Here is a 21,595-nt window from a genome sequence, read left to right as displayed (position 1 = left end):
GACGGGTCAGCGGCCCTTGAACTGCGGCTTGCGCCTCTCGGCAAAAGCCTTGCGCCCTTCGGTGCGGTCTTCGCTGTTGTAGAGCAGACCGAACAGCGCGCGCTCGGTGTCGATGGCATGGCCCAGCGGCATGTCCTCGCCTTGGCGCACCATGCGCTTGACGGCCCGCACCGACAACGGCGCATTGGCGGCGATGGCGCGCGCAATGGCCAGCGCCTCGGGCAGCAGGGCCGCTTGCTGCAACACCTTGCTGACCAGCCCGATGCGATGCGCCTCGGCCGCGTCCGTGCGGCTGCCGGTCAACAGCATCAGCATGGCGTCGGAACGGCCGATGTAGCGCGGCAGGCGCGCCGTGCCGCCGGCGCCGGGCATGCTGCCAACCTTCACCTCTGGCAAGGCGAACTGGGCATTGTCCGAGCAGATGCGGATGTCGCAGGCCAGCGCCAGCTCCAGGCCGCCGCCCATGGCATAGCCGTTGATGGCGGCGATCATGGGCTTGTCGGTGTGCAGATTGGCGATCAGCGAACTGGTCGGCGACGAGCCGAATAGTTGCTGGGCCGCGGTTTCCGCCGTGGGCAGTGTTTTCTTCAGGTCGGAGCCCGTGCAGAAGGCGCGTTCGCCCGCGCCCGTGACCACGGCGACCCAGATGTCGTCGTCCTGGCGGATGCGGTCCCAGGCCTGGTGCAGCAAGCCGCGCATTTCCGGGTCGACGGCATTCATGGCCTCGGGCCGGTTCAGCAGGACCGTGGCGACGTGGTCCTCGACGGTGATTTCAACTGAGCCCATGCGGTAGTCCCCAATGTCAATTAATTCAAGGCGCCCTCTTGGGCCAGCCGTTCGATCTCGGCCTCGTCCAGCCCCATCAGCTCGCCGCAGATGTCGCGGGTATGCTGGCCCAGCAGCGGCGCGGGCCGTGCTTGGCCGGCCGGGCTGCGGGCGTAGCGGAACGGCTGCGCGTTGTACAGCGACGGCCCCATCTCGGGATGGTTCAGCGTCAGCCAATGGTCCCGATGCTCGAGCTGGGGGTCGGCGATGACGTCGGCGGCCGTGCTCACCATGCCGGCCGCTACGCCATGCGACTGCAGGAGCGCCACCAGCGCGCCCGCATCGTGGCGCGCGGCTTCCTGGGCCAGCCGGGCGTCGATCTCGTCGGCATGCCGCAGGCGTGCCGAGGCCGTGGCCAGCGCCGGGTCGGCCATCCAGTGCGGTTGCCCCAGGGCCCGACGCAGGCCCTGCCACTGCGTATCGCGCATGACGCAGATCGCAATCCAGCGGTCCGCGCCGGCGCAGGGATAGACTCCGTGCGGGGCGGCATCGGGATGCCGGTTACCGCGCGCCTGCTGCACGTGGCCGTTGACCGTGTAGTCCAACACCGCGGGTCCCAGCAACGCCACGGTGGGCTCGGTCTGGGCCATGTCGATGCGCTGGCCCTGCCCCGTGCGACGCCGATGGCGCAGCGCGGCCAGCAAGGCGAAGGCTGCGTGGCACGGGTTAGGGATATGGTCTGGATAGTTTGTACCCGTGCCTGCCGGCAAGCGGCCCGGCAGGCCGGTCAGTTGCTGGATGCCCGTTACCGCCGCCATCGTGGCGCCATAACCCAGATAGTGCTTCTCGGGCCCGGAGCCGCCCTGCATGGACATCGCCAGGTAGATGATGTCGGGCTTGATCTCGCGCACCGCGTCATAACCCAACCCGAAGCGGTCCATCACGCCGGGCGTGAAATTGTTGGCGATGACGTCGCTCTGGCGGATCAACCGCGACACCAGCTCCAGCGCGCGTGGATGCTTCATGTTCAACGTCAGGCTGCGCTTGCTGGAATTGCGGTCCGCGAAATAGCCGCTGCGGTTGATGCCCTTGATGCCGTCCTTGTACGGCGCGGCCAGCCGCAGCGAGTCGACCCGATCATTGCTTTCGATCTTGATCACGTCCGCGCCGGCGTCGGCCAGGATCTTGGTGGTGTAAGAGCCGGCGCCGATCCATGTGAAGTCGGTGACACGAATACCCGAGAGCGGAAGATTGGCCATCACACCACCCCCTGCGCAACCAGACGCGCCAAGTCGTCGGCGGCGACGCCGCGGGCGCCGTAGACCTCGGCGTTGTGCTGCCCCGCAAGTGGGGCGGGCGCCCCCGCCCGCCAGGGGGTGCGCTCCAATTGGTAAGGCGCGCCAGGCATGCGGCCCGGACGCGGCCAGCCCGGCTGATCCAGCGTCATGAAGTAGTTGCGCGCCGCCAATTGCTGGCTGGCGATCAGGTCGTCGACCGCGTTGATGGCAGCCACTGGCACGTGGCGGTTCTGGCCTTCGCTATACAAATAGGCCTTGCTGTGGTGCCTGGCCCAGTCGCCGAAAACTTCCATGAATATTTGCTTGGCCTCGTCGGATTGCAGATAGTCCGTTTCCTGCCATTGGCCGCCCAGCAGCCGCTCGATGCCGGGTACGCCCTCTTCGGTCAGCCACTCGATCGTGCGGCCCCAGAAGCGATTGGCGCCGATACCGCCGGCCATCATGTAGATGTGTCCGTCGCTGCATTCGTATACGCCCGTGCCGGCGAAGCGCTGCACGCCCGCCGTGCGCTTGCGGATAGTTCCTTCCAGGTCGTAGAACTGCACGGCGTTCTCCATGGCCAGCACCATGCACTCCTGCATGGACACGTCCACGTGCTCGCCCTGCCCCGTCGCCTCGGCGTGCGTCAGCGCCAGCATGGCGGCAACCGCGCCGAACATGCTGCCGCCCAGGTGGGCCTGGCCACCGTAGGCACCCATGGGCGGCGAGTCCGGATAGCCGCCCAGGTACAGGAAGCCGCCAGCCGCCAGGCACACCAGATCGTCGGCCAGGTAGGCGCTATAGGGCCCGGTCTGTCCGAATGGCGTGATGCTGGTCATGACCAGCGCGGGGTTGGCCTGCGACAGGGCCTCATAGCCGCAGCCCAAGGCCGCCAGCGCGCCGGGCTGGCCGCTGTCGATGACCATGTCGGCCTGCGCGGCCAGCCGACGCAGCAACGCCTGCCCGTCGGGTTTGGACAGGTCCAGCGTGACGCTGCGCTTACCGCTGTTGAAATAGGCGAAGGCCAGGCTGCGCACCGTGTCGGCGTCCGCATCCGGCGGCAGCGACGCGTAGGGCGCGCAGTTCCGGATGTTCGCCCCGCCGGGCGGCTCGACCAGGATCACGTCGGCCCCCAGGCCGGCGAACAGCTTGCCGCAGTACTGCCCCGCGGCGCCGGCGATCTCCAGCACACGCATACCATCGAGCGCGGCGGGAGCAACAGAAGAATGGGAAGTTGCGTTCATCGTCTGACAAAAAAGTAGGCACGGCACGACGCCGCGCGCCCGATCGTCCGGACACGCGCGCATGCCAAACACACGGCGGTTTCTCTAGTGATGCAGCTTGCCGATCAGCGCACCGAGGTCACGACGGTTTTCCAACTCGCGCAGCATGCCGAACGCCTCGGCGGCCCTGCCGGCATCGAGGCGGGCGTGCCCGGCACAGTCGGCGAATTTGGCCGCGATATCGTCCCAGCTCAGTTCGCGGGTGGGATGCCCGGGCGCCTTGTTCACACGCACGCAATCGCGCGTGCCATTGCGTAGCTCGACTTCGACCTCGACGAAGCCGCGGCCGCCGGAACTGCGCGTATCGAACAGCGGATCGTCGTCACGGCAGGACTCGTCCTCGAAGGCCGAAATGCGGTCGAGCAGGCTGGCGATCCCGGGGCGGCGCACGGCCTCGTCGGTGAACGACCAAATGGAGTACTTGCCGTCGAGCACGCCGGCGGCCAGCGAATACTGCAGGCTGAACTTGCCCTCCAGGCCGGTAACCGGCCGCGGATAGGTCAACACCAGCATGCCGCCTGGCGGCATGCGGCATTCCAATCGCACCACATCGTCCGCCGTGAAGTGATGGCGAGCGCGCAACTGCAGCACCCCGTCCATGCCGCGATGCGAGGCATAACAGCAGGCGAATTTCTTCAGCGCGATGCCGGGGTCGGCCAGGATGCCCGGCCCGGCAAGCGCATCGATGGCCACCTGGGGGTTGGAGGCTTCGACGCCATAGGCGGCGTAAAAACCGGCTTTGGCCTCCAGCGCGTCGGGTGCGGCGGTAAAGCCGCACAGCGCCAGGCGCACCGCCTCGACGGCATTGCGCGCAGCCAGGCCCGTGTGCAGTGGCTTGGTCATGGTGCCGAAGTTGCGGCGCACCCCGCTGGCCATGGACGAGGCGATACCGAATGCGATGCGGACGCGGTCCAGGTCCAGGCGGCGCGCCTTGGCCAGCGCCGCCAGCGCCGAGAAGGTGCCCAGTGTGCCGGTGCCATGGAAACCACGGCCATAATGCCCGACGGTGATGCCCTGCGCGATGCGCGCGCCAACCTCGACGCCGATCACGTAAGCCTCGACGAAGGCCCGCCCGTCCAGCGGATTCTCGGGAAGGTCGGCCAGCAGCGCGGCCACGATGATGGCGCTGGGGTGGGCCGGCATCATGGACAGGACATCGTCGAAATCCAATGCATGGCCGAAGGTGCCGTTGATCAGGGCCGACAGCTCCGGCCCGGCGCGGCGCGCGGTGCCCAGAATGGGCACACTGCCGCCGCCGTTGCCGCCGGCCATGTCCAGGTAGCGCATCAGCGGCTCCTCGACTTCGCTGCCGGCGCCGGACAGGATCACGGCGAAGGTGTCGGCAATGACCCTCTTGGCCTTGTCCACGGTTTCGGGCGGAAAATCCGCCAGCCCCCGGTCCACGGTGACGCGGGACATGGTTTCGGTCAGGCCTGCCATCCGTACTCCTCTTGCAATGACTCGCCGATGCGAGTGGCCCGGCAAATAGTTCATAATGTGGCCATAATAAGGCCAACAAGCCTCTAATCTGATGGCCTTTCTCCAGAAATTGTTCCACATAGCGGGAATCATGACTTCCATCGAAGACGAAACTTCACGCGGCACCCAAGTCATACGGCGCATTGCGGCGCTGCTGCGCCTGCTGGCGGCCAACAATCGCACAGGCATGCGGCTGGTCGACCTGTACCGCGCCACTGGAATCGAGCGCTCCACCGTGCACCGTCTGCTGCAGGGGCTGATCTCCGAGCGACTGGTATTGCAGAACCGCGAGTCCAAGCGCTACTTTCTGGGTATCGCGATGTATGAAATGGGCGTGGCCGTCGCGCCGCCGGTCAAGCTGCGCGATGTATGCCAGCCCTATATGAACGCGCTGGCCGAGCAAACCGGCGACACGGTGTTCCTGACGGTACGCTCTGGTTTCGACGGCGTCTGCGTGGACCGCAAGGAAGGCTCCTACCCGGTCAAGGCTTTCGTGCTCGAGCCCGGGCGGCGGCGCCCGCTGGGCGTGGGCGCCGGCAACATCGCCATCCTGGCCGGGCTGAACCCCGCCGAAATCGCGCGCATTTGTGCCGCCAACCGGCCGCGCATCCGACAGAAATACCCGCGCTACTCCGAGACCGAACTCGCCTCTCGGATCGAGCGGGCGCAAACGCTGGGCTATACGGTCACCGACGTGCTCGAGACCACCGGCGTGCGCTCGGTAGGCATGAAGATCTGCGACCGCGACCGCAATCCGATCGCCGCCATCAGCGTCTCGACCCTGGCATCGCGGCTGGAGAGCGACCGGGTGCAGGAGGTCGTCACCTTCCTGCGCGCGTCCATCGAATCGCTGGAGGACAAGCTGCGCACCATGTCGGTGGAAGAAGCCGCCAGCCCCTGAGGGCAATCCTGACTTCCCACGTTGTGGAATTTTTTCTACGTGCCATGTATTTCACGCAGGCATACCGCTAGATAGACTATCCCGCACAGCCCAAGTAGTCCAAAAAATGGACTATTGGCTGCCTGCATGCGTCGCCGCGACAAGCCGCGGATGGACGGCCATGCACAAGGAGACAGTCTTGAAGATCGAACACGTGGAAGCGATTCCCTTCCGCATCCCCCTTAAGAAAGCCTCTCGCTGGGGCGCGCACGGCAAGCGCGACGCCCAGGAGCACGTGCTGATCCGGGTCTACGCCGGTGGCGCAGCCGGCACCGCCGAAGCCCCGGCCCGGCCCACCATCTACGGTGAAACGCAGCGCTCCATTGTTCACATCGTGCGCGACACGCTGGGCCCCATGCTAGTGGGCCACGATGCGCTGGACCGCGAGGGCTACCAGGCCAAGCTGGCCGCCATCCCGTGGAACCCCACTGCCAAGGCGGCGCTGGACACCGCGCTACACGACGTGGCCGCGCAAGCACTGGGCGTCAGCCTGGCCCGCCTGCTGGGCGGCAAGGTCAAGCCGGTGGAAGTCAGCTGGATGCTGAGCCTGAACTTCGTCGACGATGAGGAGTTCATCCAGGAAGCGGTGCGCATCCGCGAGGACTACGGCATCCGCACGTTCAAGATCAAGGCCGGGTCGGATCCGGCCGGCGACCTGCGCCGCTTGCGCATGCTGCGCGAAGCGCTGGGCGAGGATGCGATCCTGTTCATCGACGCCAATCAACTCTACTCCCCCGCCGTGGCGATCCGCACGATCAACGCCATGGCGGAATACGGCCTTGCCATGGCCGAAGAGCCCGTGCCGATCGGTCTGGGCGCCTACCGCAAGAAAGTGGCCGACGCGACCACCGTGCCCATTTTGGCCGATGACAGCGTGTTCTCGCTGACGGACGTACGGCGCGAACTGCAGGACGGCGCTATCAGCGTAATGGGCATCAAGATCGCGCGCACCGGCATCTACGAATCGATGCGCATCGTCCACATGGCCGAAGGCTACGGCCTGCCGTGCTGGATCGGGTCGCAGGGCGTGTCGGGCATCGGTGCGCTGGCCAGCGCGCACTTCGCCTCGGCCTTCCGCAGCGTGACCTATCCGGCCGACCTGTCCACGCCGCTCAAGCAGGAAGACGACCTGCTCGAACACCCGATCGACATCCGCGACGGCAAGTTGCACATCCTCGACGAGCCGGGCATCGGCGCGCAGGTCAGCGACGAAAAACTGGCGCGCTACCGGCTTGACTGGTAGACGAACCCATCATCCACGGAGACCCAACATATGAATACCCCGATACGCCGCTCCGCCGGTCAGCGCGGCGTGCGCTGCGTGGTCATGCGCGGCGGTACCAGCAAGGGCGTCTACTTCCACGAAGACGATCTGCCGGCCGACCCGCAGGCGCGCGACAAAGTGCTGCTGGCTGTGATGGGCAGCCCCGATCCGCGCCAGATCGACGGACTGGGCGGCGCCGACAATCTCACCAGCAAGATCGTCATCGTCGGCAAGAGCAACAGCCCCGGCGCCGATGTGAACTACACCTTCGGCCAGGTCGGCATCGACCTGCCTTATGTGTCGTACTCGGCCAACTGCGGCAACCTGTCGGCCGGCGTCGGTGTCTTCGCTATCGAGGAAGGCATGGTGGAACCCGTGCACCCGGTTACGCGCGTGCGCATCTTCAACACCAATACGAGCCAGCTGCTGGTGTCGTATGTGCCGGTGGACGAGAATGGCGCCCCGGCCGTGGACGGCGATTGCGCCATCGCCGGCGTGCCCGGCACTTCGGGCGAGATCCGCATGGACTTCGCCGGCACCAAAGGAGCCAGCACCGGCAAGCTGCTACCCAGCGGCAACCTGATCGACGAGCTGTACATCCCCGAGTTCGGCCGCAAAATCGCCGTGTCCATCGTGGACGTGGCCAAGGCCACGGTGTTCTTTCATGCCCGCGATGCCGGCATTCTGGGCACCGAGAGCCCAGAGGCTTTCACACCGGAAATCCTCGAGCGCTTCTGGGCCATCCGCAACGCCGCCGCCGCGCACGTGCAACTGGCGCCCGATTCTCGGCTGCCGCACCCGGTTTCGGTGGTGGCGCCGACAGACTACGTGGACTACATGACCAAGCAGACCGTGTCGGCACAGGACGTCAGTTTCGTGGCGCGCCGCGTGGGTGGGCCGCCACCTCGGCTGCACAAGGCGTTCGCCGCCACCGGCGCGGTGTGCACTGCCATCGCCGCCAACCTGCCGGGCACGGTGGTGCATGCCGTGGCGCGCCATTTCCCCGACGGCGTGGTGCGCATCGGCCATCCGACCGGCGTGTTCCCGGTACGCATCGCGCTGGCGGCCGACGGCGAGATCCAGGAGGCCTCGTACGTGCGCACCGCCAGACGCATCATGGAAGGGACTGTCTACGTCCGCGAGTCGGGCCTGCGTGCCTGACTTTGCTCTTTCTATTCCTGCCCGCCCGCGGGCCGCTGGCGCGGCTCGGACGCCCATGTGCATTTTCTAACCAACGATCAGAATCATCATGAAAAGACTCTTAGCCTCGTTGTGCATCGCGCTCGGCGCGCTTTCCATCCAGACAGCGTTGGCCACCGACGCCTATCCTTCGCGCCAGATCCATCTGGTGGTGCCCTACCCGCCCGGCGGCGGCAACGATACGCTGGCGCGCGCGCTGGCGCAGCGCATGGGCGAAGACTTCGGCACGCCGGTGATCATCGAGAACCGGCCGGGCGCCAACGGCATCATCGCCGCAGAATACGTGGCGCGCGCCGACCAGGACGGCTATACCTTGCTGATGGCCAATAATGGCAGCCACGGCATCAATCCCTCGCTGTACAACAGCGTGCGGTACGACCCGGTGAAAGACTTCGTCCCCATCTCGATGGTGGCCAACTCCCCCAACGTGCTGGTGGTGCCGCCTTCGCTGGGCGTGCGGACGGTGCAGGAACTGGTGGCCTATGCCAAGGCGCATCCGGGCGAACTCACGTACGGCTCGAACGGCACCGGCAGCTCGCAACAGATGGCCGGCGCACTGTTCGCCAACACGTTCGGGCTGGACATGCTGCACGTGCCGTACAAGGGCACCGGACCGATGATGACCGACCTGCTGGGCGGACGCATCAGCATGAGTTTCGGCAACATCGTAGCGGTGCTGCCGCAGGTCAAGGCCGGCAAGCTGGTGCCGCTGGCCGTGACTACGCCGGCGCGCTCGGATGCGCTGCCCGACGTGCCCACGGTAGCCGAGACGGTACCCGGCTTCGACGCCACCGTCTGGTGGGCGCTGGTGGCCACCAAGGGCACACCGCCCGAGGCCGTGGCGGCCCTGAACCAAGAGGTGCAGAAATTCGCCAACGATCCGCGCACGAAGGAACTGCTGGAACAAATGGGTGCACAGCCCAAGCCCTCCACTCCGCAGGAGCTGGGCGACTTCATCAACGCCGAGCTGAAGAAGTGGGCCAGGGTAGTGAAGGATACCGGCCTGAAGGCCGAATAAGCGGAATCCGGCGGCCGTGGCGGGCCGCCGGCCAACGCGGGCCGGTCAGCGGCGTGCCGGCTGGCCCTCGATGGGAATAGCCACGCCGGCGCCGGCGCGCGCGGCGGCCTCCAGCACGTATTTGCCAGCGTAGATGTCCTGCACGCCCATGCCTTGCGATTCAAACAGGGTGATCTGCCGTTCGGACACACGCCCCTGCGCGCGGCCGGTCAGCACGCCCCCCAGGTCGGGCACGTTGCGCCAGTGCAGCAGGCCGGCCTCGATTGCCGGCAGCAGGTCACCGCATTCGCGGCGCGCCACTTCCACCGAATCCACAACCACCAGATCGGCGGCACGCACGGCGGCCAGGTCGATCTCGCGCCGGTTCAGGGCGTTGGAGCCCACGGCGTTGACGTGCTGGCCCGGCGCAAGCAACGCGCCATCGAACAAGGGCGTGTCGGCGCGGGTGACAATGTTGACGATGTCAGCGCCATTCAGCGCGGCTTCGGGAGTGGCGGCAATGGTCACGGATACGCCAGAGGACGCTTCGACCTCGGCGCGGAACGCCTGCAGATGCTCCAAGGTGCGCCCATAGACCTGCACCCGCTCGATCGGCCTTACGGCGCATACGGCGCGCAGTTGCGTGAGGCCGTGCCGGCCCGTGCCGAAGCAGGCCAGCGTGCGTGCATCGGCGCGCGCCAACGCGCGGGTGGCCACGGCGGTGGCCGCGCCGGTACGGCGGATGCCCATTTCATCGCCTTCGACGATCCCTTCCAGGCGGCCGGTGCGCAGATTCATGATGTGCACCAGGAACACGCGCCGCTCGCGGCCCGGATAATAGGCCTTGTAGCCGATGACGTTCAATTTCTCGGAGGCGGCCTGCAGAATGTGCAGGCTGCCATACTGCGTCTTGGTCCGCTCGCGCGGCACGTCGAAGGCAACGCCGTCGGCATAGTCTCGAAAGGCCCGCTCCACGCAATCGATGGCGGCCTCCAGCGGAAACAGGTCCACTACCTCTTCTTCCTTCACAAACCGCATGTACATCTCCTGATTGGGTTCTGCATCGGGATAGGGAATCGTCGCCGGGCTCAGGCGGGCCACGCGGGCGGATGCGCGCCCAGCGGCACGGCGGGACGCGTCCAGCGGGCCGGCGTCTCGGACAGCCGGGCCACCGGCGCCAAATGCGTCAGCCGGCCGACCGGCGAATCCGATTCCATCAGATAGTTCCGCAGTTCGTCTGCCGGCAGGTCGGCGGGCAGGCCGGCCACGGCCGCCGGGTCCAGCAGGCCGTAGCGGCGCAGCCAATGGCCGGTACCGGCCAGCGAAATGCGCACCAGCCAGCTGCCGCCCTCACGGGCTCGCCGCTCGAGCGCCGTCATGGCGCCGTAGGCCATCAGATAGCCAGCGATGTAATCTTGCGCGGATACCGGCAGGAAGGCCGGCCGCTGGTCCGGACCGCGCCAGGCCAGGCCGTTGGCCGACTGCACCACGGTGTCGTAGCCACGCCGCTGCCGCCACGGGCCGGAGTAGCCCCAGGCGCTGAGCGTGACGTAGACGATGCCAGGCCGCCATTGGGCCAGGTCTTGCGGCGAGAAACCGCGCGCGTCCAGTGAGCCGGGACGGTACGACTGCGAAAAGACGTCCGCGCCGCGCACCAGTGCGCGTAGTTGCTCGACGCCGGCGGGCTCGCGCAGATCGATGTAGGTAGAGAGTTTGCCCAGACCGGTGTCCAGGTCGAACAGGCCGGAGTCCGGCAGCCCCTCGCGCGAGACGCGCATCACGTCGGCGCCATGCTCGGCCAGCGTGCGCGCGCAGGTCGGTCCGGCCAGCACGCGCGTCAAATCCAGTGCGCGCAGCCCCGACAGCGGCCGGTCGCCCGGCGGCAGCGGTTCGGCGGGGGCATCGCCGATACGCTCGATGGTCAGCAGCGGTTCGGCCGCCACGGCGGCGGCCTGCGGCGTGGCGGCCCATTCGTCTTCGCTGCGCACGAAGGCGGCGCAGCCACCCGAGGCGGCAACGGCCTCTTCCAGCGCAATGCCGTCCCATTGCGCAACCGCCGCCGCGACCGCGGCCGGATTGGCGGCGGCTCGCAGCACGCCCAAGTTGCGGTCGCGCAGATTGGGGAAATTGCAGTGCAGGTAGATCCAGCGCCCGTCACGCACAGGATAGAAGCCGGTGACTTTGTCGGTGGGGCGCGGCGGCGTGCTGCCGTCGATCTTGAGGTAATGATTGCTGCGCAGCGCAACGGCGGCGGCGCGGGCTGGCACCGAGATCGCCTGGCGGCGGCCGGTACGCAGTGTCCACAACCGGTCCGCGGCAATGGCGGCTGCCGCGATCGACGCCGCCCCCAGATCCGCGATGCGATAACGCGTGCCGAACACGGGATCGGCGCCCTCGATGACGGTGCGGGCGGCCGCATCCGCGGGCAATTCGGCCCATTGCAGCAATTCCAACAATGCCTGGCTCATGGTCTTCTCCTGATCCCGGCATTATCCGCGCCACCTCCGATACAGCGCTCTAATTCCCACTATATGAACTTATATTTCCGGCCAGCCTAGTGCCCAATAGAAAATGCACCGGTAGACTTTAGATCGACCCGAATAGATTCCATATATTGGACTAAAATGGAGACATACTCATGAGCCGCAGCGCTATCGGGCAACTGACCGCCCTCACCCAGAACTTGCGGCTACCCGACCTCTCGCACGACACCATCACCGCGGCCAAGCGCGCGATTCTCGACGCCCTGGGCTGCGCGATCGCCGCCATCGGCTGCGAGCCGGCGCGCATCGCCGGTCCGCTGGTCGGCGGCAGCGGCAACACCACGGTTATCGGAGAAGCGGGCACCTCGTCGTTGGAACGCGCCGTGCTGCTCAACGGCATCATGGTGCGCTATCTGGACATGATGGACGTGTACTGGGCACAGGACGTCTGCCATCCCGCCGAAAACGTCCCGCTGGCGCTGGCCTGCGTAGAGGAAGCCGACGGCAGCGGCGCTCGGCTGATCGAGGCGGTCACGGCCGGCTATGAAGGCCAGATGCGGCTGACGCACCTTGCCTCGCTGCAAGGCATGGGCATGCACCATGTCACGGCCGCGGGCATCGTGGCGCCGCTGGTGGTCGGCAAAGCCTGGAACCTGCCCGAAAACGTGGTGGAGCAGGCCGTGGCGCTGTCCGGCTGCCGCCAGTTCACCGTGCATGCCATGTCCAAGGGCGGTATCAGCATGGCCAAGGCGATCGGCTATGCCTGGTCTGCTATGGACAGCATTCTGGCGGTGCGTCTGGCGCAAGGCGGCTTCACCGGCCCCACGCACTTTCTGGACTGGCTGGCGCAGGACGGCCCGATGAAGTCCAGCTATGCGCCCGAAGCGCTGCAACCCGGTGGAGCGCCACTGATCGCCGCCACCAGCTTCAAGCAATTCCCCGTGCAATTCGAATTGCAGACGCCCAACGAAGTCGCCCTGCGCCTGCATGCGCAATTGGGCGGCCAGCCGATCGAGCGGGTAGAGATCACGGTGCCGCCAATCACGGCAAAGCGCACGGCCGATCCGTCCAAGTTCAAGCCGGCCAATCGCGAAACGGCCGATCACAGCCTGCCCGTGACGGTAGCCATGTCGTTGCTGGACGGCAAGTTGACCGCGGCGCAGTTCGAGCGCGACCGCTGGGCCGCGGCAGACGTGCTCGAACTGGTGCAACGCACTACGGTCCACGCCGACGGATCGCTGGCCGAACGATATCCGCAAGGCCGCCCGGCATGCGTCACGGTGCATACCGCGGACGGCCGGCAATGGTCCGAATTCCAGGACGTCCCTTATGGCGACGCCGCGCGCCCACTAGAAGATGCGGCGCTGACCGCCAAATTCCTCGCCAATGCCCGCGACGCGCTCGGAACCGAGCGCGCGCAGGCCGTGGCCGACTGCGTATGGCGGCTCGAGCGGGTCGAGCACATCGCCGAACTGACCGCGCTGCTGCGCGCAGCCTGATTGCCGATCCCAAATCCCAAACGGAGACATTGCATGACGCTCACCAAACTATCCACCGTGCCCAGAATGGCAGCGGCCTTGCTGCTGCTGTGCGCGGCCGGCCTGCCGCAAGCGCGCGCGGAAACCTTTCCCTCCCGCCCCATCCGCATCCTGGTGCCGTACGCGCCAGGCGGCGGCGTGGATTTCGTCGCCCGCACCGTGGCGCAGCACCTGACCGGCGCGCTGGGCCAGAGCGTGATCGTGGAGAATAAGCCGGGCGGCGCCACCAATATCGCAACCGAGGCCGTGGCGCGCGCCGACGCCGACGGCTATACGTTGCTCGCCGCCAGCCGCGCCAACGCGGTCAATGCCACGCTGTACAAGTCCCTGCACTTCGACATCCAGAAGGATTTCGTGCCGATCACGGTCATGGCGCAGATTCCGAACCTTCTGGTGGTCACCCCGTCGTTGCCGGCGAAAACGGTACCGGAACTTATCGCGCTGGCCAAGTCCGAACCGGGCAAGCTCACGTTCGCCTCGGCGGGGCTGGCCGGCAGCACCCATCTGGCCGGAGAACTGTTCAACAGCATGGCGGGCACCAACATCCTGCACGTTCCCTACCGCGGCGGCGCCCCGGCGGTCGTGGATTTGATGTCGGGCCAGGTCAATATGTATTTTGCCACCATGCCCAGCGTGATCAACTTCGTGAACAGCGGCAAGGTGCGTGCGCTGGCGGTGACCAGCGCGCAGCGCTCGGTGGCCGCGCCTCAGTACCCCACCCTGGACGAGCTGGGCCTGAAGGGCTATAGCGAGGTCTCGTGGATCGGCTTGATGGCGCCCAAGGGCACGCCGCCCGAAGTAGTGAAGAAGCTGAACACCACCATCGTGAAAATCCTGCACGACCCGAAGGTGAAAGCACAGCTGCTCGCGCAAGGCGCCGAGACGGTGGCGAACAGCCCCGAGGAATTCGCTACCTTCCTGAACCAGGACATTGCCAATACAGCCAAGCTGATCGAGGCCGCGCACATCGCCCTGCAGTAGCGCGCAGGGCGGTATCGTTCGATCTGGACGCCACATCCTGCCCGGCGGCCGGTGGGGCGTCCATCTGCGCTGCAGGGCCGCACCAACCTGCTCATTGAGTATTCCTTTCTGCAATGCGCCGCGATTCTGCAACAGCGATGTCAGCTTGCAACGCCCCCCGCTCCTGCTGTTCGCACGTACCCGGCGATCGGAGTAGCGTGCCTCATAAAGTCCTCTCGTAGAACACCGTCAGCTTGTCGATCGCGGAGTCTACATACTCGGAAACCCAGTAGGTTTCGATATGCGTGGCGCCATCGAGCTTGAACAATTCCTTATCCTTCGTGCCACTAGCCTTGGCGTAGGCATCCTCGCTCATATACAGGCTGTCGGCCTTGCTGCCCGCGATCATCAGCAGGGGCTGTTCGATCAGTGCGATCTGGTCGGTGGCATCGAAGCGCATCAGGTCCAGCAGGCTGCTGGTGGTGTACTTGAAGGTCGAGTTGGGATGCGCGTGCGTCTTCCAGTAGTAGTCGTAACCCTGCCGATACAGGTCGAACGGCAGCTGGGCGATCTGCTCATCCGTCAAGTTGGCATCGCCCGAATAAAGCACTTCGCCGCCGGCCGCTTCCTGGGCACGGGCGGCCGAAGCCTGCTGCAAGCGCTGCTGGATGGAATCCAGTTGCGAATCCACGTAGCCATTGCGGCGTACCCGCCCGGAGTTGAACATGCTTACCGTCGCAACAGACATGAAGCGCTTGTCGGTCTGGGCTGCCGCCAGCGAATATCCACCGCCGCCGCATATGCCCAAGAGGCCCAGGCGCTTCACATCGGCTCCTGCATATTGGGCGATGAAGTCCGCCATGCCATGGATATCTTCGATGCGATGGGCGGGCTTATCTACACTGCGCGGCTGTCCTCCGCTGGCGCCCTGATAGGCGGCATCGGCGGCAATCGTCAAATAGCCTTGCTCGGCCAGTCGCTGGGCATACAAGCCGGCTACTTGTTCTTTCACGCCGCCATTCGGATGGGCGACCACCACCGTGGGATAGCGCTTCTTTGGGTCGTAGCCGGCAGGGGTATAGACATTGGCGGCGATGTCCAGGCCGTTCAGCTTGTACGTAACGGGATGAATATTGACTTTTCCGGGCTCGTTCTGCGTGATCGCGCCGTCGTAGACCAGCGTGAACGGGTTCTTTTTGTAGTCCGCCGCGCCGGCCTCGGTGGGCAGGACACCGACCACCGTGGCCAGGAGAGCAGCCTTTACAACTGTGGCTTTCATAGAATTATTCCTTGAAGTTAAAACCGTCTTTTTCTCGTTGATTCAGATCTTTTTCGGCCAGGAACTTTGAAACCAGGTCCGCGATCTGCATGTTGTTCAAGTCCGACATGGGGACGTGCGTGTTGCCGTTGATGCCAATCTCCGGCAGGTGCACCACAGTGGCATCGCCGCCATGGCGATTTACCGCGTCACGCCACAGCCGTGCCATCTCCAACCGCGCACGCCAGCTGTCCTGCGCAGGCATATCGGTCGCCTGGCCAGGGATGTTGTCGCCGTAAACGATGAGTATGGGAATGCGCGTCAGTTCGTTGAACTGCGCGCGCGGCACGGCCTCGGCTTTCACCGTATCGAATGCACTGGGGATAGGTGCAGGCACTTCGCCTTCGGGAAAGACAAAACCACTGCCCGGCTCAAACGACACGATGGCTTTGACCCGGTCATTCTTGATTGCGGTCAGCCAACCCGGCCCACCCCCTTGCGAATGGGTGAACAGGATCCCAGCGCCGATGCGATCAAAGAGCGCAGAGACTCCGTCAGAAACCACGTTCGAGTCGAACGCGCCCGTGTTTGGCGTCATGGCCCGAAAGAACTGATTCAAGGTCTCTGGATCGCGGTCAAACTGTACGCCGCTGAAGTAGTCTGGCCACAACCCGACACGGAACTGGTTGAACCAAAGCTGCTCGTCAGGCGTAGGCGTTATTGTCGCTTCGGCCATGCTTCGCCCCGCGCCGCCTCGCCGAGGCTGGTCGACCAGATAGACACCGAATCCCCGGCGCAGGAAAATGGTCTGAAAACCTTCGCGGCCGTCTGCTGTTGTTTCCCAGGTCCTGGAAGATTGCCCCGCGCCATGCCACATGACGATCGGGTACTTCCGGGCATCCACAGGAATTTGATAGAAGGTATACGCATGATCGCCGCGGTAAGTCTGCCCGGCCGGCTCCATGGGAAGGCGAGGATTGAACGTGCCTGGCGTGGTGAGCATCTTCCCGCCGGCGGCGAAGCTGCCTTGTTCTTGAATCAGCAAGGGACCGGAGGAACTATCCGGCTTGCCAGGATTGCTCGCGCAAGCAGCGACCAGGATTGCGACGGCGGCGGACGGCAGGATTCTGGAAAGATTCATGTTCAACCTCCGGATGCTGATGCTGCAGCCAGCGCCTGCGTCAGGGCCTCGTCGGCACGCTGCGCAGCCTGTGCATCGCCACCTTCAGAGAGCGCTTGGCTCACCTGGCGCAACTGCGCGGCGCTCAGGCCCACCCGCAGGCTGGCGCCCATATGAGAACGCAACTGCGCTTCTACCCCCGGTGTGGCGGCCAATGCCCCGACCGTCGCCAACTCGCGGCTTTGCCAGTCGAGGTTGTCGCGCTCGAAAATTGCGCCGAACAGATGTGCCCGCAGGAACTGATTGATGACAGGCGCAAAGTCGAACAGCGGGCCTTCCACAACCCTGCCCGAAATACGAGTCTGATTGGCCTTGCCTATCGCCACCAATTCTTCGCCTGCGGGAATGGCGCGGCCAGGCTCTAGCCCGGGCAGATCCCGGACACCGCGCTCCTTGCGCTCCTCCATCACCTTCTTCAGTTCGCCCAGCGCATTCAGGCTGCGGGGAAAACCGACATAGGCGTACAGCTGCACCAGGATTTCTTTCGCCTCGCTGATGCTCAAACCAGAATCCAGCCCCCGATTCAAGGCGCTATTCAACCTGGGCAAGTCGCTGGTGGCCATAAAGGCTGCAATCAACGGGATAGCCTGCTGCTTGGCCGTAAGCAGATCGGACGCAGGCCGAACGGCAGAGGTTTGTGCCGCTGTGTTTTGGGCGGCTTGGGCCGGCGCAAACCCCAGCCCAAGGCTCAAGGCAAGGCCGGCAATTAGCGCGTCAGCCTTGTGGTACTTCGCGGATGTTGCATTGGCCATTGATCATTTGCTCCCTGCAGTACGAGCTGTTGGAAGGAAGGCAATGACAACCGCAAGAGGGCCTGCCCCCGCCTTTCCTTACAGAAAGATGAATCGTACGGGGTGCCGTTATTTTGATTAAGCCCACAAATCCGCATTCACTACTGATAAAAATTCATGAATTGGCAGTAGCGAAGCGTCAAATGGCAAGTTCTTTACTTCTCAACGGCTGCGATGCCGCAGGGCGTCCACAATGATGCCCAAGGCGCGCGAGGATTGGCGCCGGCTCGGGTAATAGAGGTAATACCCTGGATAAGGGGCGCACCAGTCATCCAGCACGCGTACCAGCCTTCCAGCCGCGAGGTGTTCGACCACCATGTCTTCGGGAACGAATGCCAGACCATAATCGGCGAGGGCCGCGCGGACGATGGCTGAACTGTTGTTGAACACCCATTGGCCCGTCATGCGGAACTTGAGTTTCTGGCCATCCTTTTCAAAGTCCCAGGGAAGTAGCGCGCCATGGGTTGATAGCCGCAGGCTGATGCACTTGTGTTGGACAAGCTCATCCGGAGAGTCCGGCTTTGGTCGCTTGGTGAAGTATGTCGGCGAACCCACGACAGCAATTCGCAGGTCCGGACTAATACGGACCGCGATCATGTCCTTCGCTACCTGGTCACCCACGCGAACGCCCGCGTCATAGCGCGCAGCGACAATGTCCGACAAGGTGTAGTCAACGGTGATCTCAACATTGATGTCGGGATAGCTGTGCAGGACTTTGGATAGTTTGGGCCAGAGAATGCTATTGGCTGCGTGTTCGGCCGCCGTAATGCGTACAGTACCCGCTGGCTTGTCGCGCAATTCCTCTACCGCAGCAACCTCGGCGTCTATTTCATCGAATCGCGGTGCCACGCTGGCAAATAGCCGCTCTCCCGCTTCGGTGGTGGAAATGCTACGGGTGGTGCGAGTCAGCAGCCTGACTCCCAGCCGTACTTCAAGCCCCCGGACAGAATGGCTCACTGCGGAAGGAGATATACCGAGTAGCGCAGCAGCACGCGTAAAACTTCCTTCGCGCACCACATGAATGAAGGCCAGAACGTCGCTGAAGCTCTCTATCGCCATTCACAAACCTGCCAAGTTCACGGATTCATATCGCGCTGTACGGGTACCGCAGCCCCTCGATCAGCACGGCCATCGCGCGAGGCAATTGCTTGCGGCTCGCATAGTAGAGGTGGTAGCCGGTAAATGTCGGGCTCCAGCCTTCAAGTACCCGCTCCAGCCTTCCTTCGGCAATATGAGGCTGCACCATGTCCAGCGGCAAATACCCAAGCCCGAAGCCCGCGATCGCAGCCTGGAGGATGGGCCTTGTCCCATTGAATACAAGCTGGCCTTCGACACGTACATTGATCTGTTGATTACCCTTGCGGAGCTCCCAGGCATAGAGTTCGCCATGGCTCATCAGGCGCAGGTTGATGCAGTCAAGACAAGCCAGGTCTTGCGGCTTCTTGGGAACCGGGTGCTGCGCCAAATATGCGGGTGAACCGACGATCGCAAAGCATAGGTCGGGGCCGATGCGAACGGCAGTCATGTCCCGGGCAACTTCATCGCCAAGCCGCACCCCCATGTCGTACCGGTCGGTAACGATATCAGCGAAGCGAGCATCCACCGTAAGCTCAACCTTGATCTGAGGGTATTTCGGAAGCAGCACCGCCAGCCTTGGCCACAGTACCGTCTCGGCCGCATTTTCCGTTGCAGTAATACGGACAGTGCCCGCGGGCTTGTCGCTTAATTCGCCCACCGCCGCCAGCTCTGCCTCGATCTCCTGGAAGCGGGGGGCTATGCTCAACATCAAATGCTCTCCCGCCTCTGTCGGCGACACGCTGCGCGTAGTACGCGTCAGTAAACGCACGCCCATCCTGGCTTCAAGCTCACGGATTGTGTGGCTCAGTGCTGACTGAGACACTCCGAGCCGCGCAGCGGCGCGCGTAAAGCTTCGTTCCCGCGCAACAGCAATGAAAGCCTGCAGGTCGTTGTAGCGGTCTCTGGGCATTTATGAGCCTACCTCACAAGTCTATGTCGATCTTAGCATCTAGTCGCACATGTCCTCGATCGCTACATTCATTGCTGGAACCCTTCAGGAGCACACCACATGCAAACGCGCACACTCGGACCCGGCAATCTGACCGTCTCCGCCCTGGGCTTGGGCTGCATGGGCTTGAGCCACGGCTACGGTCCGGCAACAGACTGCCGGCAGGCGATCTCGCTGATCAGGGCCGCAGCGGATCGCGGCGTCACCTTCTTCGATACTGCTGAGGTCTACGGCCCCTATACCAACGAAGAAGTGCTTGGCCAGGCACTTGCCCCGATCCGCGACCAGGTGGTCATCGCCACCAAGTTTGGCTTTACCTTCGGTGATGACAACAAGCAACAGGTCCTTAATAGCCGGCCAGAGCACATACGCTGGGCGGTCGAGGGATCCCTCAAGCGCTTGAAAACAGACGTGATCGATCTGCTCTACCAGCATCGCGTCGATCCCGACGTTCCGATCGAAGACGTGGCCGGCACAGTCAAGGACTTGATCGCCGAAGGCAAAGTCAAGCACTTCGGCTTGTCGGAAGCCGGCGCTCAGACTATCCGCCGTGCCCACGCGGTGCAGCCGGTTACCGCATTGCAGAGTGAATATTCGCTGTGGTGGCGAGAGCCGGAAGCAGAAATCCTGCCCACCCTGGAAGAGCTGGGAATCGGGTTCGTGCCCTTCAGTCCATTGGGCAAAGGCTTCCTGACAGGCGCCATCAAGGAAGGGGCAACCTTCGGCAACGACGACTTTCGCAGCCAAGTGCCGCGTTTTTCGCCCGAAGCGATCAAGGCGAATCAGAATTTGGTGGCGTTGCTCGCCCAGCTCGCCAACGAAAACAGATGCACCGCGGCGCAGATTGCACTGGCATGGCTGTTGGCCCAAAAGCCCTGGATCGTGCCCATCCCAGGCACGACGAAGCTGCATCGCCTGAACGAAAACCTGGATGCAGCGTCCATCGAATTGTCGGAAGCCGACCTGGCGACGATCAACCATGCCTTATCGGAAGTAAACATCCAGGGCGATCGATATCCCGCCGCCCTACAGGCGCGTGTTGGCCGATAAAGCCTCATGACGACATTTCACGACCCCGCCCGTCGAGCAATGATGGCGGCCTTGGCAAGCCTGCCACTGGGCGGCCTTGCCGCAACCCCGGATACCGGGGGGGATTTCAGGCGAATAGGCTCCAAAACACTGGTGGCGTTCTTTTCCCGAAGCGGAAACACGCGCGTCATCGCCGGGCTGGTACATCGTCAGCTTGGCGCCGATCTGTTCGAAATCCGGACCGCCTTGCCCTATCCGGAAGACTATCTTGCAACGGTCGAAAAGGCTCGACAGGAAACCGATACGGGCTACGAACCGCCCCTGGAATCCGTGGTCACCGATGTCGCGGGCTATGACACCGTCTTCCTGGGTTTTCCCATCTGGGGGACTACAGTGCCGCCAGTGGTCCGTACCTTCCTGTCCACACACGATCTGTCAGGCAAAACGCTGATCCCCTTCGTGACTCACGGCGGCTATGGCCTGGGCAATAGCCTGTCGGTGCTCGCGAGGCTTGCGCCCAAGGCCCGAATAATGGATGGTTTCGTGATGGAAGCGGATCAAGAACGACGCACAATGGAGCGGGTGACGAGCTGGTTAGGCGAAGTGCCGGTCAAGTCGAAAACCAAGGAACTCTATAAAGAATGAACATGAAACTACCCGTCGTCGCCATGGCCTTGTCGTTGGGATTATCAACTGCCTCCGCCACAGAGCAGGACCCCATCAAGGTCACCCCGGCCGGCACCCAGCCATCAAGCGCGGGCGGCGAGCAAAACTTCACCGGCTCGGTCCGAGTGGACTCCCGCTTTCAGGCCACCGCACCCGCGCGCGTGGGTGGCGGCATCGTCACTTTCGAGCCCGGCGCACGCACCGCTTGGCATACGCATCCTCTCGGACAGACCCTTATCGTCACGGCAGGCGTAGGACGGGTGCAGAAATGGGACGATGCGGTTCAGGAGATTCGCCCCGGCGACATCGTCTGGATCCCGCCTGGCGTCAAGCATTGGCATGGCGCCAGTCCCACCATGGGTATGAGCCATATTGCGATCTCAGAAGGCCTTGATGGCAAATCTGTGAAGTGGATGGAGAAGGTCAGCAAGGAAGAATACGAACGTGGCCCTTCATGAC

The 21,595-nt window shown here is 64.2% G+C and carries 20 protein-coding genes; 9 read left to right on the top strand and 11 right to left on the bottom strand.

Annotated features, from left to right (window positions below; genetic code table 11):
* Window positions 1-6 precede the first annotated feature (6 nt).
* The 4 genes from KW845_RS04555 to KW845_RS04540 form a co-directional block, all read right to left on the bottom strand.
* Window positions 7-786 carry an enoyl-CoA hydratase/isomerase family protein gene (locus KW845_RS04555; protein WP_218367967.1) on the bottom strand — a complete coding sequence of 260 codons (780 nt, stop codon included), beginning with the start codon at window positions 784-786 and terminating at the stop codon, window positions 7-9.
* A gap of 20 nt (window positions 787-806) precedes the next feature.
* A complete protein-coding gene (locus KW845_RS04550) occupies window positions 807-2,024 on the bottom strand; it encodes a CaiB/BaiF CoA-transferase family protein (protein ID WP_218367966.1) in 1,218 nt (405 codons plus the stop codon).
* Complete coding sequence (locus KW845_RS04545) at window positions 2,024-3,286, bottom strand: CaiB/BaiF CoA-transferase family protein (protein WP_218367965.1); 1,263 nt, start codon at window positions 3,284-3,286, stop codon at window positions 2,024-2,026. The genes KW845_RS04550 and KW845_RS04545 overlap by 1 nt, the downstream gene beginning before the upstream one ends.
* Window positions 3,287-3,370: 84 nt before the next feature.
* Window positions 3,371-4,765: an MmgE/PrpD family protein gene (locus KW845_RS04540; protein WP_218367964.1), complete on the bottom strand. Its 1,395-nt coding sequence runs from the start codon at window positions 4,763-4,765 to the stop codon at window positions 3,371-3,373.
* A 130-nt stretch (window positions 4,766-4,895) separates the two neighbouring features.
* On the opposite strand from KW845_RS04540, the gene KW845_RS04535 reads away from it, so the two are divergent.
* The 4 genes from KW845_RS04535 to KW845_RS04520 all read left to right on the top strand — a co-directional run bounded on the left by KW845_RS04535 (window position 4,896) and on the right by KW845_RS04520 (window position 9,226).
* The gene (locus tag KW845_RS04535; protein ID WP_218367963.1) at window positions 4,896-5,705 is read left to right on the top strand and encodes an IclR family transcriptional regulator; all 810 of its coding nucleotides are present in this window, start codon (window positions 4,896-4,898) and stop codon (window positions 5,703-5,705) included.
* 178 nt (window positions 5,706-5,883) lie between these two features.
* A complete protein-coding gene (locus KW845_RS04530) occupies window positions 5,884-6,987 on the top strand; it encodes a mandelate racemase/muconate lactonizing enzyme family protein (protein ID WP_218367962.1) in 1,104 nt (367 codons plus the stop codon).
* Between the two features lie 30 nt (window positions 6,988-7,017).
* Entirely contained in the window at window positions 7,018-8,169 is a 1,152-nt protein-coding gene (locus tag KW845_RS04525) for a 2-methylaconitate cis-trans isomerase PrpF family protein (protein ID WP_218367961.1), read from the top strand.
* Window positions 8,170-8,257: 88 nt separating this feature from the next.
* Entirely contained in the window at window positions 8,258-9,226 is a 969-nt protein-coding gene (locus tag KW845_RS04520) for a tripartite tricarboxylate transporter substrate binding protein (protein WP_218367960.1), read from the top strand.
* 45 nt (window positions 9,227-9,271) lie between these two features.
* On the opposite strand, the gene KW845_RS04515 is transcribed toward KW845_RS04520, so the two are convergent.
* Together KW845_RS04515 and KW845_RS04510 are read right to left on the bottom strand one after the other, a co-directional pair.
* On the bottom strand, window positions 9,272-10,243 hold the full coding sequence (locus KW845_RS04515) for an ornithine cyclodeaminase family protein (protein WP_218367959.1): 972 nt from the start codon (window positions 10,241-10,243) through the stop codon (window positions 9,272-9,274).
* A gap of 50 nt (window positions 10,244-10,293) precedes the next feature.
* The gene (locus KW845_RS04510; protein WP_218367958.1) at window positions 10,294-11,673 is read right to left on the bottom strand and encodes a CoA transferase; all 1,380 of its coding nucleotides are present in this window, start codon (window positions 11,671-11,673) and stop codon (window positions 10,294-10,296) included.
* 170 nt (window positions 11,674-11,843) lie between these two features.
* Here KW845_RS04510 and KW845_RS04505 point away from each other — a divergent pair, with 170 nt between their 5' ends.
* Window positions 11,844-13,187 (top strand): MmgE/PrpD family protein, encoded by a 1,344-nt coding sequence (locus KW845_RS04505; protein WP_218367957.1) that lies wholly within the window; start codon window positions 11,844-11,846, stop codon window positions 13,185-13,187.
* A 33-nt stretch (window positions 13,188-13,220) separates the two neighbouring features.
* Window positions 13,221-14,207, top strand: a complete 987-nt coding sequence (locus tag KW845_RS04500; RefSeq protein ID WP_218367956.1) for a tripartite tricarboxylate transporter substrate binding protein — start codon at window positions 13,221-13,223, stop codon at window positions 14,205-14,207.
* A gap of 202 nt (window positions 14,208-14,409) precedes the next feature.
* On the opposite strand, the gene KW845_RS04495 is transcribed toward KW845_RS04500, so the two are convergent.
* The 5 genes from KW845_RS04495 to KW845_RS04475 all read right to left on the bottom strand — a co-directional run bounded on the left by KW845_RS04495 (window position 14,410) and on the right by KW845_RS04475 (window position 19,402).
* Window positions 14,410-15,465 carry an alpha/beta hydrolase gene (locus tag KW845_RS04495; protein ID WP_218367955.1) on the bottom strand — a complete coding sequence of 352 codons (1,056 nt, stop codon included), beginning with the start codon at window positions 15,463-15,465 and terminating at the stop codon, window positions 14,410-14,412.
* Window positions 15,466-15,469: 4 nt separating this feature from the next.
* Window positions 15,470-16,585, bottom strand: a complete 1,116-nt coding sequence (locus KW845_RS04490; protein ID WP_218367954.1) for an alpha/beta fold hydrolase — start codon at window positions 16,583-16,585, stop codon at window positions 15,470-15,472.
* Window positions 16,586-16,587: 2 nt separating this feature from the next.
* A complete protein-coding gene (locus tag KW845_RS04485) occupies window positions 16,588-17,376 on the bottom strand; it encodes a carboxymuconolactone decarboxylase family protein (RefSeq protein WP_218367953.1) in 789 nt (262 codons plus the stop codon).
* Between the two features lie 201 nt (window positions 17,377-17,577).
* Entirely contained in the window at window positions 17,578-18,474 is an 897-nt protein-coding gene (locus KW845_RS04480) for a LysR family transcriptional regulator (protein ID WP_218367952.1), read from the bottom strand.
* 25 nt (window positions 18,475-18,499) lie between these two features.
* Window positions 18,500-19,402: a LysR family transcriptional regulator gene (locus KW845_RS04475; RefSeq protein ID WP_218367951.1), complete on the bottom strand. Its 903-nt coding sequence runs from the start codon at window positions 19,400-19,402 to the stop codon at window positions 18,500-18,502.
* Between the two features lie 99 nt (window positions 19,403-19,501).
* On the opposite strand from KW845_RS04475, the gene KW845_RS04470 reads away from it, so the two are divergent.
* The 3 genes from KW845_RS04470 to KW845_RS04460 are packed head-to-tail and all read left to right on the top strand — an operon-like array spanning window position 19,502 to window position 21,594.
* Window positions 19,502-20,491: an aldo/keto reductase gene (locus KW845_RS04470; protein ID WP_218367950.1), complete on the top strand. Its 990-nt coding sequence runs from the start codon at window positions 19,502-19,504 to the stop codon at window positions 20,489-20,491.
* A gap of 6 nt (window positions 20,492-20,497) precedes the next feature.
* Window positions 20,498-21,115, top strand: coding sequence for a flavodoxin (locus KW845_RS04465; RefSeq protein ID WP_255592373.1), 618 nt, complete (start codon window positions 20,498-20,500; stop codon window positions 21,113-21,115).
* The gene (locus tag KW845_RS04460) at window positions 21,112-21,594 is read left to right on the top strand and encodes a cupin domain-containing protein (RefSeq protein ID WP_370628173.1); all 483 of its coding nucleotides are present in this window, start codon (window positions 21,112-21,114) and stop codon (window positions 21,592-21,594) included. Before KW845_RS04465 ends, KW845_RS04460 begins: the two co-directional genes overlap by 4 nt.
* The last annotated feature ends 1 nt before the right edge of the window (window position 21,595 follow it).

It is taken from the genome of Bordetella sp. BOR01, from assembly GCF_019218885.1.
Classification (GTDB): domain Bacteria; phylum Pseudomonadota; class Gammaproteobacteria; order Burkholderiales; family Burkholderiaceae_B; genus Bordetella_A.
Note: the sequence above shows the minus strand (reverse complement) of the source record. Positions and strands in the feature narration are given on the sequence as shown.

Coding starts and splice junctions, on each gene's coding strand:
- KW845_RS04480 (WP_218367952.1), bottom strand. CDS start 18,474: ATGGCGATAGAGAGCTTCAGCGACGTTCTGGCCTTCATTCATGTGGTG.
- KW845_RS04505 (WP_218367957.1), top strand. CDS start 11,844: ATGAGCCGCAGCGCTATCGGGCAACTGACCGCCCTCACCCAGAACTTG.
- KW845_RS04515 (WP_218367959.1), bottom strand. CDS start 10,243: ATGCGGTTTGTGAAGGAAGAAGAGGTAGTGGACCTGTTTCCGCTGGAG.
- KW845_RS04490 (WP_218367954.1), bottom strand. CDS start 16,585: ATGAATCTTTCCAGAATCCTGCCGTCCGCCGCCGTCGCAATCCTGGTC.
- KW845_RS04510 (WP_218367958.1), bottom strand. CDS start 11,673: ATGAGCCAGGCATTGTTGGAATTGCTGCAATGGGCCGAATTGCCCGCG.
- KW845_RS04465 (WP_255592373.1), top strand. CDS start 20,498: ATGACGACATTTCACGACCCCGCCCGTCGAGCAATGATGGCGGCCTTG.
- KW845_RS04525 (WP_218367961.1), top strand. CDS start 7,018: ATGAATACCCCGATACGCCGCTCCGCCGGTCAGCGCGGCGTGCGCTGC.
- KW845_RS04545 (WP_218367965.1), bottom strand. CDS start 3,286: ATGAACGCAACTTCCCATTCTTCTGTTGCTCCCGCCGCGCTCGATGGT.
- KW845_RS04555 (WP_218367967.1), bottom strand. CDS start 786: ATGGGCTCAGTTGAAATCACCGTCGAGGACCACGTCGCCACGGTCCTG.
- KW845_RS04520 (WP_218367960.1), top strand. CDS start 8,258: ATGAAAAGACTCTTAGCCTCGTTGTGCATCGCGCTCGGCGCGCTTTCC.
- KW845_RS04540 (WP_218367964.1), bottom strand. CDS start 4,765: ATGGCAGGCCTGACCGAAACCATGTCCCGCGTCACCGTGGACCGGGGG.
- KW845_RS04550 (WP_218367966.1), bottom strand. CDS start 2,024: ATGGCCAATCTTCCGCTCTCGGGTATTCGTGTCACCGACTTCACATGG.
- KW845_RS04500 (WP_218367956.1), top strand. CDS start 13,221: ATGACGCTCACCAAACTATCCACCGTGCCCAGAATGGCAGCGGCCTTG.
- KW845_RS04485 (WP_218367953.1), bottom strand. CDS start 17,376: ATGGCCAATGCAACATCCGCGAAGTACCACAAGGCTGACGCGCTAATT.
- KW845_RS04535 (WP_218367963.1), top strand. CDS start 4,896: ATGACTTCCATCGAAGACGAAACTTCACGCGGCACCCAAGTCATACGG.
- KW845_RS04475 (WP_218367951.1), bottom strand. CDS start 19,402: ATGCCCAGAGACCGCTACAACGACCTGCAGGCTTTCATTGCTGTTGCG.
- KW845_RS04470 (WP_218367950.1), top strand. CDS start 19,502: ATGCAAACGCGCACACTCGGACCCGGCAATCTGACCGTCTCCGCCCTG.
- KW845_RS04495 (WP_218367955.1), bottom strand. CDS start 15,465: ATGAAAGCCACAGTTGTAAAGGCTGCTCTCCTGGCCACGGTGGTCGGT.
- KW845_RS04460 (WP_370628173.1), top strand. CDS start 21,112: ATGAACATGAAACTACCCGTCGTCGCCATGGCCTTGTCGTTGGGATTA.